Source organism: Rhizobium sp. BK379 (assembly GCF_014193955.1).
Classification (GTDB): Bacteria; Pseudomonadota; Alphaproteobacteria; order Rhizobiales; family Rhizobiaceae; genus Rhizobium.
This window is the reverse complement of sequence record NZ_JACIAD010000013.1, coordinates 17,684-30,045: the sequence shown is the minus strand read 5'-3', so window position 1 is coordinate 30,045 and position 12,362 is coordinate 17,684. Positions and strand designations below refer to the sequence as shown.

The 12,362-nt window shown below is 57.8% G+C and carries 13 protein-coding genes and 2 pseudogenes; 3 read left to right on the top strand and 12 right to left on the bottom strand.

Annotated features, from left to right (window positions below; all coding sequences use genetic code 11):
* Positions 1-20: 20 nt before the first annotated feature.
* On the bottom strand, positions 21-287 hold the full coding sequence (locus FHT93_RS34750) for a DUF1488 domain-containing protein (RefSeq protein WP_029616594.1): 267 nt from the start codon (positions 285-287) through the stop codon (positions 21-23).
* A gap of 643 nt (positions 288-930) precedes the next feature.
* Between FHT93_RS34750 and FHT93_RS34745 the strand changes: the two genes are divergently transcribed.
* Positions 931-1,230, top strand: coding sequence for a hypothetical protein (locus FHT93_RS34745; protein ID WP_183851382.1), 300 nt, complete (start codon positions 931-933; stop codon positions 1,228-1,230).
* 509 nt (positions 1,231-1,739) lie between these two features.
* Here the strand turns inward: FHT93_RS34745 and FHT93_RS34740 are convergent.
* The 9 genes and pseudogenes from FHT93_RS34740 to FHT93_RS34700 all read right to left on the bottom strand — a co-directional run.
* Positions 1,740-1,916, bottom strand: coding sequence for a hypothetical protein (locus FHT93_RS34740; protein WP_183851381.1), 177 nt, complete (start codon positions 1,914-1,916; stop codon positions 1,740-1,742).
* 316 nt (positions 1,917-2,232) lie between these two features.
* Complete coding sequence (locus tag FHT93_RS34735; protein WP_113207590.1) at positions 2,233-3,276, bottom strand: porin; 1,044 nt, start codon at positions 3,274-3,276, stop codon at positions 2,233-2,235.
* Between the two features lie 449 nt (positions 3,277-3,725).
* Positions 3,726-4,372 (bottom strand): annotated as a pseudogene (locus tag FHT93_RS34730) (IS110 family transposase); the annotation flags it as partial.
* Between the two features lie 338 nt (positions 4,373-4,710).
* A complete protein-coding gene (locus FHT93_RS34725) occupies positions 4,711-5,154 on the bottom strand; it encodes a PPC domain-containing DNA-binding protein (protein WP_183851380.1) in 444 nt (147 codons plus the stop codon).
* Positions 5,155-5,177: 23 nt separating this feature from the next.
* On the bottom strand, positions 5,178-6,509 hold the full coding sequence (locus FHT93_RS34720) for a zinc-binding dehydrogenase (RefSeq protein WP_183851379.1): 1,332 nt from the start codon (positions 6,507-6,509) through the stop codon (positions 5,178-5,180).
* An 83-nt stretch (positions 6,510-6,592) separates the two neighbouring features.
* Complete coding sequence (locus FHT93_RS34715) at positions 6,593-6,889, bottom strand: DUF3175 domain-containing protein (protein WP_183851378.1); 297 nt, start codon at positions 6,887-6,889, stop codon at positions 6,593-6,595.
* 38 nt (positions 6,890-6,927) lie between these two features.
* Positions 6,928-7,242, bottom strand: a complete 315-nt coding sequence (locus FHT93_RS34710; protein WP_183851377.1) for a plasmid stabilization protein — start codon at positions 7,240-7,242, stop codon at positions 6,928-6,930.
* Between the two features lie 241 nt (positions 7,243-7,483).
* Positions 7,484-8,176 (bottom strand): hypothetical protein, encoded by a 693-nt coding sequence (locus FHT93_RS34705; protein ID WP_183851376.1) that lies wholly within the window; start codon positions 8,174-8,176, stop codon positions 7,484-7,486.
* 350 nt (positions 8,177-8,526) lie between these two features.
* Positions 8,527-8,703: pseudogene (locus FHT93_RS34700) on the bottom strand (cold-shock protein); the annotation flags it as partial.
* Between the two features lie 203 nt (positions 8,704-8,906).
* Between FHT93_RS34700 and FHT93_RS34695 the strand changes: the two are divergent.
* Together FHT93_RS34695 and FHT93_RS34690 are read left to right on the top strand one after the other, a co-directional pair.
* A complete protein-coding gene (locus FHT93_RS34695; protein ID WP_183851375.1) occupies positions 8,907-9,521 on the top strand; it encodes an NAD(P)H-dependent oxidoreductase in 615 nt (204 codons plus the stop codon).
* A 59-nt stretch (positions 9,522-9,580) separates the two neighbouring features.
* A complete protein-coding gene (locus tag FHT93_RS34690) occupies positions 9,581-10,603 on the top strand; it encodes an aldo/keto reductase (protein WP_183851374.1) in 1,023 nt (340 codons plus the stop codon).
* Between the two features lie 736 nt (positions 10,604-11,339).
* Here the strand turns inward: FHT93_RS34690 and FHT93_RS34685 are convergent.
* Both FHT93_RS34685 and FHT93_RS34680 read right to left on the bottom strand, forming a co-directional pair.
* Positions 11,340-11,723, bottom strand: coding sequence for a type II toxin-antitoxin system VapC family toxin (locus FHT93_RS34685; protein WP_113207582.1), 384 nt, complete (start codon positions 11,721-11,723; stop codon positions 11,340-11,342).
* Positions 11,720-11,920 carry a type II toxin-antitoxin system VapB family antitoxin gene (locus FHT93_RS34680; RefSeq protein WP_088703492.1) on the bottom strand — a complete coding sequence of 67 codons (201 nt, stop codon included), beginning with the start codon at positions 11,918-11,920 and terminating at the stop codon, positions 11,720-11,722. The genes FHT93_RS34685 and FHT93_RS34680 overlap by 4 nt, the downstream gene beginning before the upstream one ends.
* Between the last annotated feature and the right edge of the window lie 442 nt (positions 11,921-12,362).

Genomic DNA, 12,362 nt, shown 5'->3' with positions numbered 1-12,362 from the left:
CTTTCAGGATCACGGTATGCTCAACGAAAATGCGCGAGATCCAGCGTGATTGTGCTGGATCGAACCTTCGAATAAGCAGAGGTCGCAGCTTTCAGAATTCGCGGCCGCAACGCATCGAACGCCGTCAGGTAATCTGCCTCGCTGGCGTTTCGATGCGATTTCTCGCAGGCCAAGACTTCGGTCGCCACATAGAATTTGATCTCGAACATCCCGTCGTATCCGGTGAAACGGACACAGCGATTTCTATCGTCAAAACTACGAGCTTGGTTTGGGAAGGAGATTCCCATCAGCGCCCACCCTCATCTTGCCACCGATCAACAGCGCTATCCTTCGATTGGGGATCAAGGCTTACTCGTGTCGACGACTGTTTGCGGTTGGCGAGAGAATGCAGGAGAGCCGATTCGGTCCTCACACCGTTGCGGAACGCGGCTGAGAGAAAGAGCGAAGCGTCACGTTTCATGTCGGAACTCGCGTCCGACTGAGATCCCCGGAGGCCGGCGGACCTTAAGACTTCCCTGACCAGCTTGAAGCCGGCGGATTCGACATGCGGTGCTGCTGGATTGGAAGACATTACATCCTCCTTTGTTGGGGCAAGGTGTTGCACCCTTGATGACAGCGCCCTAGAGACGAGCCGTCACTAATACCTTAAGTCGTGCTGAAATCTTGGATTACAAGGGACAAAAAGGTGCGGGGCATTTTTCCAGGACTGTTTACTGCTGTGCTGGACAATCCGAAGGTGAAGAAAGTTCTGCCATGACAGAGCGAAGAGACAGCGAGCCAGAAATTCAACTCCAATCGAGGGGAAGAGCGATAAGCTGAACCTATACGCGGCGTAATCTTCTGCCGTCCCATTTGTTGTGAGCTTCGGCCCAATGCGAATACGTTACGAAAGCCGTCGTCGCCTTCTCCCTCGCTCCTTATCGTGACGGATTGACCCTTGAGCAACTAGATGATGTCACCGAGTTCTGCGGTCACCCTGCCGTCGCTGGCAGACTCGGACTGTCGCCCCTCCAGGAAGTTGATCGTGTCATCCACGGCCATTGTCGAGGCGGCCTTGATTTCCTGGCCGAAGAAACACCATCGGAGGTGCCTCTGGATATCAATCTCGGCGAAGGTGCGGACTTCCGGGTTGCCGCAGTGCTGTCGAAGCGCAAGATCTCGTTTGTTTTCGCGGCCGGTTACGACCGGGAAACAATCCCAGCAGAATCCTCATCTATAATATGCCTGTAAAAATCGCTTCGCCTATAATCCAGGCGTTTGGTCCGGATCTCTTGACATAGCCTGCATCGTGCGAGGACGAGGCTTGCGTAGTCGGGTCCGCACGGCCAGACGCACGCCGGCTCAAGTGGGGGGGACGGGGCCGCCGAGGCCGCACTATTCCGTTATGGCAGACCGTTTCGTCGGAAAGCGTATTGCCCGATCTCGGCACGATGTGATTGGGCCGGCGCCGGACATGAGCCGGGTCCTGGCAGCGATCGAGACGGGTGAAATCGCCTTAGGCTGGTGGAAAGCAACGTGCCCTTTGCCTTCGTGACCGGTTACGGCTCAGGGCGGGAGCCCCGCCAGGTTTCAGCACCATCGTTCGCATTGAGAAACCCGCGGATAGCCATTGTCCGTGCGATCGAAACGAGCAGCCACGTCCGGTAGTCCGCCATGCTTCAAGGCGTCAGAGCCGTGCCCTTGCCGGAACTTCAAAGAGTCGCCCTGTTAGCCCAGTCATCATTGAGGACGTCCGTATGTCAAAGAACAACGATGAACGGCAGCCAAAATGAGCGCTTGATGTGGGCGACCTGCGCTCGATCGACGTCGAAATCTTTCTTCGGCAATGCTAGTGGAGTTCGTCGACCGTAAGTAAGTGGACGGATACGCAAGTACTCGGTGGTCACTCCCTTGTTGCTGACGAGCGCTTCCGCCATGCACCGCTCGGCCAGAGCCTAAAGTCGTCTCGCCCACAGCGGCTGGCAGAAGCTCGACCGAAAATGAGGCTACAGACTGAACTCATTGACATTTTCAGACGACCGATCACTCGATCATCAGCATGGCCACAAAGAAAGCTCGCCCTCGAATGAGGGCGAGCCATTGCCATCTACAGGAGTGGAATTCTGTATCGATGGGTGAGGCCGATCCGGCAGGGAACCGAACCGACCTCCTTCTTCTGAATTGGAGGTCACCAAAGCAGAAGCCTGTGATGAAAAACCCCAGGATGCGATCCCGGGGTTTTCAATGTTTAGATTAGAACGAACGCTGCAGGCGGAAGTAGCCCGTCGTGACGTCGTCGCCATCTTCCGGATCCAGGTACTGGACAGAAGCCTTGGCGTAGAAGTTGTCAACGATCTGGTAGTCAACCGTCAGGCCGACCTTCCAGGCATCGCCGAGACCGTCGAAGTCGTCCGGAACCACAGCATCTGAGCCAATGGAGCCCAAATAGTTGCCATAGTATTGAACACCAGGAGTGATCTTCAGCTTGTCGGTTGCCTTGATGGCATATTCGGCAGCAACTGCCCATTCAGCATTCGCGTAGTAGGAGTTCGGGCCGCTGGAGTAGACAGCAGCAAGGCCGAGCGTGCCCGGACCAATTTCAGCCGTACCCATAGCGCGGATTGCGCCGTCTTCATTGTCGAAGTCCCAGCCGCCGGTGATCTGGTAGCTGAAGGCGCCAGCCGTGCCACCGATGCCGAAGGCAACGCCGACATTGTTCGGGTCTTCACCGACCTGAAAAACACCATCTTCCAGTTCGTCGACGCTCAGACCAGCGTAGAAGGAGCCGGTTTCGTACTGATAACGGATCGAGTTATGCAGGGTAACCGGAGAACCGATATCGTCCGTCTCGCCGGAGAGACCATCGTCCCACCAGGAGTAGAAGAGACCAGCGCGGAAGCCAGCAACGTCGAGGTAGGCGGAGTCGAGGATCGTGTCCTGGTCCGTTGCGTTGTCGGCATTGGCCTGGAGAACGATAACCCCGGTGAGCGGACCGTACTCTGTGTCGCTCTTGGCAGTGAACTGTACCTGACCACGGGTTACAGCATCCCAGCTCGAATCGTTGGTGGCAGAGGTGCCGCCAGCGTTCGGGCCAACGTTAACTTGGAAACGAATGTAGCCTTCGATCTTCAGGCAGGTTTCCGTGCCCGGGATGTAGAAGTAGCCGGTGCCGTAAGCGTCGCAGACGCGAACGTACTCAACCGGCTCCGGCTCGGCAGCAACGATTGCGTCTGCTGCGAATGCCGGTGCAGCCACGAGGGCAGCTGCGGAACCGAGCAACATCATACGAATATTCATGGAAAACTGATCTCCTAAGTCCGGGCGCATGTCTTGGAAGAAACACCCCGCTGATAAAACCCGATGTAATCGGTACCGGCAATCTACGTCGAAACCGCTTGGCATCAAGGCAGCCGTGGAGGGTTCGCTCGCCGCTCGATGACGAAAATGAAACTCATGTGACAGGAAAGCAACAGCCATAAAGCCAATGGTCGTTTGATCGCATCGCACAGGTCAAGCCCGTTCGTCCAGATTTTGTGTGAGGATAATCACCGACCGGGAGCGGGGTTGTTTCCGCGGTCGGCAGGAGCCGCCGCATCATGGTCTTCGCAGGATGGCCTTCCTGTGCTCAGCACGCAGTTTTAGGAACTGCATCCAATCTAAACGGAATGACCAGACCCACGTCCGCGGCAGGGACCTCTCACGCGACGATCGTGACGCGCAGAATTTCTGACTTTTAGGGCCTCGGATTATGCGGGAACGACAACCAACCGGTTGAATGGCTCTTCCATCTTCAGCATCCTGTGCATGATGACGGCCAACTTACGCGCCACCGCAACGGCGGCACGCTTGATACCGAGACACTCTCGAAGCCTGAGCCCCCAATTCTTGAGGCCACTGTCATTTCGGGACTTGGTCCGCGTGAGCATCACCATCGACGCTTCGTAGAGAAGGCTTCGCAAGTGGCTATCTCCACGACGGGAGATGTGGCCGTCGTAATCGATTTCTCCGGATTGATTTCGTCTCGTGGTCAATCCGAGCCAGGCGCCGACAGAGCGAGATCGCTTGAAGTTGTCCGGATCTTCAATCGCGGATGAGAACGACAGCGAGGTGATGGCGCCGATACCCGGGATTGTCATCAGTAATTTGGCTGCCTTGCTGTTGCGCGCCGCTGCCAGCAACTCCCGGTCCAAGTTGGCAACATGCTTGCGGATGTCGCGCGATGCATCGACCAGAGGTAATATCCCCTTGGCCAGATTGTCGTTTCCGGCGAGCAGTTCTCGAACGTGCCCCTCGAATACCTGGCCTTTGCTCCTTGGCACGATGAGCCAAACGTCTTCATCACACCACGGATTTGGTTGCTGAGCTGGATCGACATGCCCGAGACCTGCTTGCGAACCCAGTGTACATAACGATTCCTTTCGAAAGCAATCGTTGTGGTTCCCGCGATACCTTGCGGGATGAGATCGAGGTTTTGAGAGGAAATCGGAAAGGCGCACAAGGCTCTGGAACGACGTCACAAGCAATGGTCGATAAAAACTATATAAGCTCAACCTATGGTTTTGCAATTTGGTGCGCAAATCGACGATTCTACGGTGGGAGCGATGAGTCTCCGCCCTGCCGTTCACGACGAAGTCAATATGCATGCACAGCACCGGAGAGGCGGTTACCTAGAAGAAATTCGCCTTGCCCACCGCGTCGTTGTCTGAAACGCGCGTGTAGTCTCTCGCAAGATCAGAGGTCGATCAACGCGATCCCGAGGTCCTTCCGTTTTTTTCGGCGAAATCCCTCGGCGCTTTCCCTGATGATGATCTCAAGAGTCGGATGAACAATGCCTTTCAAGAAGTGCCCGCCTTTTGTGGATCCGTCCGGAAAGCCGAGAACGACATGCATGTGGAGACTGGGCTTTCCATCGTCGCCGATTGCAATATCGCCGATCGCGCTGAGCACCTCAGTCTGGTCATCAACAGGTATTTCCCGGTAGCTTTTCGTTGCGAAGTCGAAAAAGCCTAGCATGGCGCTCCGGAAGGCGCCAATCGCGGTCAGGGATGCCCCGCCGATCTCATGTTTTTCGGCAAACCGGGTAATGGCCGCGAACGCCTCTTCACCATTATCGAGCACGACTACAAAATTGCGCTCCCGCCATGGGTCGCTCTCGGCAAGTTCCTTGCTCTTCATTTAGATCTCCGATTTGTTATCGCTTATCCCAAACGGCCCCAGGCTGCATGCCACTCGATGCCCTCTACAAGCTCGACGAAAATGGGCTTATGGTCGTCATTGTGGGAGTCGGCCAGTTTGAAGGCTGCCTCAGGTTCCATCTCTTCACCGGGGAAGATCGTGTCACCCGTGCCCGGGTCCGCGATCTTGCGTACATACCCCCGGACCTGGTCGCCCGAATGGTAGAATTTAATGACCAACGATCCCGCGGGCGTTGCGCCCGGAACATACTGCTGATAGCCAGCGTGTTCTGCCGTTGCCGATGCGTCGACATCACCTGCTTTATACCAATGCGCAAGGACCTGGCCCTCCGGGCGTCCTTCATTCTCCCAGATCTGATAGGCCCGAAGCCTGCGTGCCTCTTCGTCGATCGGGGCTCTCTGCGGCTGCTCGACGACCTTCAGAACCACTTTTCCGCGGATATGCTTCTCCTTGAGCGCGGCCTGCGCCTCCGCCACTTGGCGAAGTCCGAAGGTGGCGTCGACAATGACCTTCACCTTGCCTTGGTCGATCAGGGCGGCGATTTCCTGCAGTTGGGCGCCGCTTGGCTGGGCCGTATAGCGACTAACGCGGATATTCAGTCTTTTGGCCTTCCGTTTGTCCGGTTCCTGAAGCGTTGAAATCAACGCTCCACCAGGCTTGACGACGCTGAAGCTGCGCTCCTGCGTCTCGCCGCCGATAAGATCGAAAACAAGATCCACGGGCTCAGCGCGGTTTTCGAACTTTTCGGCTTTATAGTCGATGACCTGGTCCGCTCCGAGATCGCGTACGAATTCCGTATCATCCGAGGACACTGTGGTTGCGACCCAGGCACCTTTCGCCTTGGCGAACTGAATGGCGAAATGACCGACACCGCCGGCACCGCCATGAACAAGGACGCGCTGGCCGGGCTGGAGACCGCCATGATCGAAGAGTCCCTGCCAGGCGGTGATACCAGCGAGCGGTACGGCAGCTGCAGCGATCGTGCCCAGTGAACGCGGCGTGGCGGCGACCTCGTCTACCCGTGCGAGGACGAACTCCTCGTATCCTCCGTGTTCTGGCGACAGGAATGCAAAGACCTCATCGTCAAGCTGGAAACTGGAAACGTCTTCGCCTTTGGCTTCGATACGACCGCTGACGTCCCGCCCAAGCACATAGGGGAGATCTCTTTCGGTCACCACCGGATACCTGCCTTCCCGCATCTTGGCATCGACCGGATTGACGCTTGCGGCGAAGACTTTGATGAGCACTTCGTTCGCGGCAGGTGCCGGCCGGTCGATTTCCTCGATCGCCATCACTTCCGGTCCGCCGAAACGATGAATACGGACAGCTTGCATGATGAGGTTCCTCTCAAAATACGGACACGACGATGTGTTATTGGTTGTCTGGGATGGCGACGCTGAGCACCCCAAGCGTCGTTCTAGCGTTTCGGCTCCCTGCCGAAATCCTTGCGCAATTCATCCTTGGCCCGATCGAGCGTGGCCAATCTTGATTTCGACAGATGCTTGCCGGCGCGATTGATGTAAAAACTGAGCATCGACATGGCGGACTGGAAAGGACTTGCCTTGCGGCGGCCGCTCTGTTCGGACGATTTTTTCAGGGAATCCGCAATCTTCTTGGCGCTGCGCTGCTTGAACACGCCTTGCTTCAGGTCCATTGCGTCACTGTCGTCGGTCACATCCTGGGACCATTTCTGCTTGGATTTCTTTTTTGGCACGACTGTTCCTCCACCAAAGAGAACGGCGCCGGGTCCTATCAGTGATGAGCGTGGTGTTCGTTGCGTTTGCGGGTTGCCGCAGCTTTTTTGGCTGATGCAGAACGCTCCTCCTTCGTGCGTGACGCGGCGGCCGCCCCACCCTTGCGTCCGTCCTTTTCGGAGGAAGCGTGGTTTTCCTTATGCCCGCGACCGGAACCGGACCTTTTGCCACCGCCGCTTTCCTTGTTGACGGTAGCCCATGCACGGCGCTCGGCTTCCTTTTCCGAGACGCCGCGATCTTCGTAGCTTTCCTCGATGTGTTCGGCCTTGCGCTTCTGCTTGTCGGTATAAGCGGATTTGTCACCTTGTGGCATGGAACATCTCCTGTTGTTTCGATGAAGCAAGGAAAACGATACCCGGTTTACAAAGTTCCTGAACGAAACCGGGCCGTTTGTAACGGAAGATCCCTGAGATCGTCGCGATTTTGACTCCCGACGGCAGGCTGGTCCTATCGGTTCGAGACGCCGCCCCGCCATTGAGGAGAAGCGCGTTTGCGCTTGCGTCGCCATGGAACCATTTTCCGAACCAGTGAACGTTTCCTTGGAGAGCCGACCCTCAGCGGTTTCCAGGCAGAATCTGACCCTGCCGAAGGTCGTCGATCGACTGGTCCTGAGGCCTCCTGTCGCCTGCAGGTTGGCCGCCTTCAGAAACATCGCGCTGATGACCTGTCTGAAGTACGTCATCGACGACGTCGTCGGGCAGTTCCTCCGTCAGCTCAAAGGCGCGGACGCGAGGCGACGTCGCCTCGGTACTGCGAGCATACCGACCGACGCCCGTCGCAGCACCGGCAGCGGCGTCCGCCTGAAATACGCCATCCTTCGTCGCGACCGCCGATCGGTCGCGTCCGGCCGTCCAGCCTTCTTCGCGCCAGAGATCGGCTCGCTCATCCATGTCGATGGAACCTTCGTCGTCGAGAATATCGTGGGCTATGTCGTAATTGCCCCGGTCGACGGAGGCGGAGACTAGGAAACCTCCGCGCCGAAGACCTTCGGCATACACGTCGCGGTCATCGTCCGGGAAGAACCAGTCTGCGAGCCCTGCCCAGAAGCCTGAGCCTTCCGATGCTGTCGTCAATCCTTCGCCGTCGGCCTCGTAGCCGGGCATCAAGCGGACGTCGACAACGCCTGCGCTCTTCAGCTTGTCGATCGCCGCCTCGGCGTCGCTTCTGGAATCGAAAAAGGCCGTTAACGTGCTCTTGGCGCGATTGCCTGTGATGACGGGCGCGCCGTCGTTATAGAGATTGGTCACGAGAGTTCCTCCGAGTTCGTGTGGCAGACCAACGAAGGGAGGAGGCTAATGTTCCGGTCACCCTAGGTCGGATCCATGCATGTCCGAGGAGGGCGCACATCCCGCAGGCAAGCGCGCCGCTCGGGAGGCTGCCGGAACTACGACAATGGACGGCCTCCTGCAGAGAACGCTCTTCGACGGCGACGCAATGGAAATCCTGCCGCTGAACAGAAGATCTTGGGCCGAGTATACGGGCCCGGCCCGTGCGATTACCGTGGCGCCGTCCCTTGATGGACGACAACTGTTGCGGGAGATGCGAGGAACGGCTGTTGTCACAGACGGGTGGGCAGGCATTTAGGCTTTGGAAAGGGTCAGATCGCTCGGACGTTTTCGGCCTTCGACTTGCCGGTCTCCCGATCCTGGCCGAGCTCGTAGGAGACGTTCTGCCCATCGCGCAGCGCGCCACCTTGGACTGCGGAAATATGAACGAAGATGTCCTGTCCGCCGTTCTCTGGTGTGATGAAACCGAAGCCTTTGTCTTCATTGAAAAAACTTTACGGTTCAGTTTGCCACTTTCGTCCCCCGGTTCGTGGATTGCTGACGTGCATTTAATAGCCGTACCGCCGCCATTTCGTAACGGCGGCCCGCCAGGACTTTGGCCGCCCGTCCTCTTTCGAATGAGACGGAAGGAAACGATGGAACTTCGAATGCCAGCAGGGGTTTGCCATCCAAATTATCAAGAGGATGACCTATGACCCTGAAAGCCCTGGCGTTCAACGCGACCTTGAAGCGCAGCGAGAACAAGGAGCCGTCTTCAACCGGACGCATGCTCGACCTCATTGCTGCGGAGATGGCAAAGTCCGGCGTTGAGACAGAGACTATCCGGCTTGCCGATTATGACATCCTGCCGGGCGTCACTTCCGACGAAGGGACCGGCGACGCATGGCCGGCACTCCGCAAAAAGGTGCTTGCAGCCGACATCGTCATATTCGGCACTCCGATCTGGATGGGGCAGCCGGACAGCATTTCCAAGCGCGTCCTCGAGCGCATGGACGCGTTCCTCGAGGAGACCGATGACGAAGGCCGGATGGTCTCCTACGGCAAGGTCGCGGCGGTTGCCGTCGTCGGCAACGAGGACGGTGCCCATCATGTGTCGGCCGAGATGTACCAGGCGCTAAACGACGTCGGCTTTACGATCCCGGCTAATGCCGTCGCCTACTGGGTGGGTGAAGCGATGGGGAGCACGAACTTCGTGGATCTGAAAAAAGTTCCCGAGGAGGTCACGACGATGGTCGAGATGCTCGCCCGAAACACCATTCATCTGGCAAAGCTCCTGAGGTCCAGCCAGTACCCCGGCGAGAAGTAGCCTACCGCTAGCCTAGGTTCCCAACCGAATAGTTTGCAAAGCATCAGAGCAATTCCATCATGCCATTGAACAGCCGCGTCCGCGATATCTTCAAGCCTGAGTTCAAGTTCGGCATGGGCGGCGTCTCGCTCGGCAACGAGTTCAACAAGATCTCCGACAGGCAGGCCGAGGCCGCACTCGAAGCGGCATGGAGCGTCGGCGTGCGATATTACGATGTCGCGCCCTGGTATGGCCTTGGGCTTGCCGAACGGCGCTTCGGGCATTTCCTTCACAATCAGAAGCGATCCGACTACCTGCTGTCCACGAAGGTCGGAAAGCTCCTGAAGGCGTCGAAGGGAAACGGCCACGAGAAGATGTACCCGCTGTCGGATTCTCCGAACGACCTCCTCATCGACTACACCGCAGATGGCGTCCGTCGTTCGATCGAGGACAGCCTCCAGCGCCTGGGCGTCGACAGCATCGACATCGCCTTCGTCCACGATCTGTCGCCCGACTTCGCATTCTTTCCGACCCCGTGGGAGGAGCAGTACGAGATCGCCCGCAAAGGCGCCTTTCTCGAACTCACGAAGATGCGGGAAGAGGGCATCATCAAGGGGTGGGGCGTCGGCGTGAACACGCCGATGGCGATCCTCAAAGTGATAGAGGACGCTGATCCGGACGTGTGCCTGTGCGCCCGCCAATATTCGCTGATCGATCACGAGGCTACAGTCGAAAAGCTCTTCCCGAAGGTGCGGGAGAAAGGCGTCGGGCTGGTCATGGGTTCGAGCCTCAACGCCGGCTTTATCGGCGGCAGCCCGCGCTACAACTACGGGGTGGACAACTACAAGATTCCGCCGCAAGTCATCGAGAAGCGCCGCAAGCTGCGGGAAGTCGCTGAACAATTCGGCGTCGATCTTCGAACCGCCGCCATCCAGTTCTCCGCCGCCCCGGACGTCGCCGTCGCCCTCGTGGTTGGCGCCGGCAGCGACCGGCAGATCCGCGAGGACTGGAATTCCCTGCAGACCAAGATCCCCAACTCGTTCTGGCAGGCGCTGAAGGATCGCGGTCTGGTCCACCGCGATGCTGCCGTGCCATCGGTCTGATATCGCGCACTTGCCGGCAATCCATCGGGCGCCATTTCCCTGCAATGGGATCAAGGGGAGGGTGGTCACATGACCGGATGGCTGGCGGAATATCAGATCGAGATGCGGTTTCTTCCGCATGTCGCAGCACTGCTCTTTGCCCTTCATCGACGGGAGACCGGTTTCTCGCGCTGGTGAAAGGTCGCCATCAACCGCCGGACACGAGCCGACATTTCGGGCTGGTCGTCGACTGCCGCGGACGGGTAGGCGAACTTGCGCTTGCCGCCAAGGCCACGATACTCGACGGCCCTTTCCTGGACTTCCTCGACCCCTGGGGCAATCGCATCGAGGTCGTCGAATACTGCGATCTGCAGTTCACAAAGACGGATGCTGTGTGCGCTCGATGGGTCTTCACCCTGAAAAGACGGACGAGGCGGTGGCGGAAATCCGGAACAAGGAGATGGCTTGAGCGAGCTCGTCCGAAACTCCTTACGAAAGGGATGCAACCCTGATGGAAAAGGATGACCTACGGATAGAGATCCCGCGGCTCGCGGCGGAGGCGGATGCAGATCCCGCATCGACGGTCGATCTGAAGGCGCTGGCCATCCATCTCTAGCCGAACTTCAACGAATTCTCCGGGGTCGGAACGGCCGGCGCGGCGCTATTAGCCGAATATCGAGGATTTGCGAGATCCGCGTTACGAGGGTGGCTGGGATATCGTTGGTGTCACGCGGTGTGCCGCGCTTCGATACAGCATTTAGTTTCGCGCGTTGTCAGGGGTGTGCAGCGAGGCCCCCGCCTTTTCGGCCGCTGCCCGCAGTCGCTTGTCTCTGGTCCATAGCGCCGCTCGTTTATCGAGGAGAACTGAGGCCAGCAAGTGGGCATCTGTGTAGCCAATGCCCATGCTGAAAATGGCGTGGCGATCAATCATCATCATGACTTCTTCGTGAGTGGCGACGAACGCTTCGCGCTGGGCCGCCAGGAAAGCTATCACGCCAGTGCGCTCCCGAAAGCTGCCAAGTGCGAGCTCTCCGATTACGGCTGAATGGCATAAAAGACGATCGTCTTCAATAATCTTACGCAGCTCTGCATCGGCATGCCGGAAATGATCGATCCAGATGGAAGTGTCGGCAAGTATCACTTGGCAGCTGCGCTCCGGCGGCGTGGGGCTGCCTCCGCATCCGGCATAGTTCCGCCGAGCGCGATGAGGCGTTTTCCCGACTCCACACGAACAAGCGTTTCCAACGCTTGGCGGACCAAAGTGGCGGTTTCTTTCGTGCCGGTTAGGGACCTAGCCCTTTCTATAAGGGTATCGTCGAGATTGATAGTCGATCGCATCGTTTGGTTTCCTGAGTTGATCTTATAAATAGCACCATTTGGTGATGAAATATACGCCTTATCTCCACTCTAATAAGTCCGCCGTCGGATGATGCAATTCCGGCAACGTGTTATTGCCCGGGCGCGGGCACCCTCAGCTCAAGGCAAGTGTGGCCTCGCCAGCGATATGCGTCGACTTCGTACCCTTGAAACCTAAAAACTGCAGGCGCGCGCGGTTTTGTATCCCGTCGACAGAACGATTGCGGAATGGCGGGGTCGGTTGTTCGTATCCCTTCAAGACTTCCAACAGGACCCGCCGACACCTGCAGCACTAACTTCAGGAATATGGGTAGGAAGAAAGTGCGCCGCGCGGGTCCTCGCTGAGCATGGCGGCAGGGCAGTTTTGACATCGATGAGCGTTCGTAATCGGTTCGTGCCGAATTGCCCAACTGCTTCGGCCCTA

Excerpts from the sequence above, each read along its gene's own strand:
- FHT93_RS34690 (WP_183851374.1), top strand. The coding sequence starts at position 9,581 with ATGCCATTGAACAGCCGCGTCCGCGATATCTTCAAGCCTGAGTTCAAG.
- FHT93_RS34750 (WP_029616594.1), bottom strand. The coding sequence starts at position 287 with ATGGGAATCTCCTTCCCAAACCAAGCTCGTAGTTTTGACGATAGAAAT.
- FHT93_RS34680 (WP_088703492.1), bottom strand. The coding sequence starts at position 11,920 with ATGCGATCGACTATCAATCTCGACGATACCCTTATAGAAAGGGCTAGG.
- FHT93_RS34695 (WP_183851375.1), top strand. The coding sequence starts at position 8,907 with ATGACCCTGAAAGCCCTGGCGTTCAACGCGACCTTGAAGCGCAGCGAG.
- FHT93_RS34720 (WP_183851379.1), bottom strand. The coding sequence starts at position 6,509 with ATGCAAGCTGTCCGTATTCATCGTTTCGGCGGACCGGAAGTGATGGCG.
- FHT93_RS34735 (WP_113207590.1), bottom strand. The coding sequence starts at position 3,276 with ATGAATATTCGTATGATGTTGCTCGGTTCCGCAGCTGCCCTCGTGGCT.
- FHT93_RS34710 (WP_183851377.1), bottom strand. The coding sequence starts at position 7,242 with ATGCCACAAGGTGACAAATCCGCTTATACCGACAAGCAGAAGCGCAAG.
- FHT93_RS34725 (WP_183851380.1), bottom strand. The coding sequence starts at position 5,154 with ATGAAGAGCAAGGAACTTGCCGAGAGCGACCCATGGCGGGAGCGCAAT.
- FHT93_RS34740 (WP_183851381.1), bottom strand. The coding sequence starts at position 1,916 with ATGGCGGAAGCGCTCGTCAGCAACAAGGGAGTGACCACCGAGTACTTG.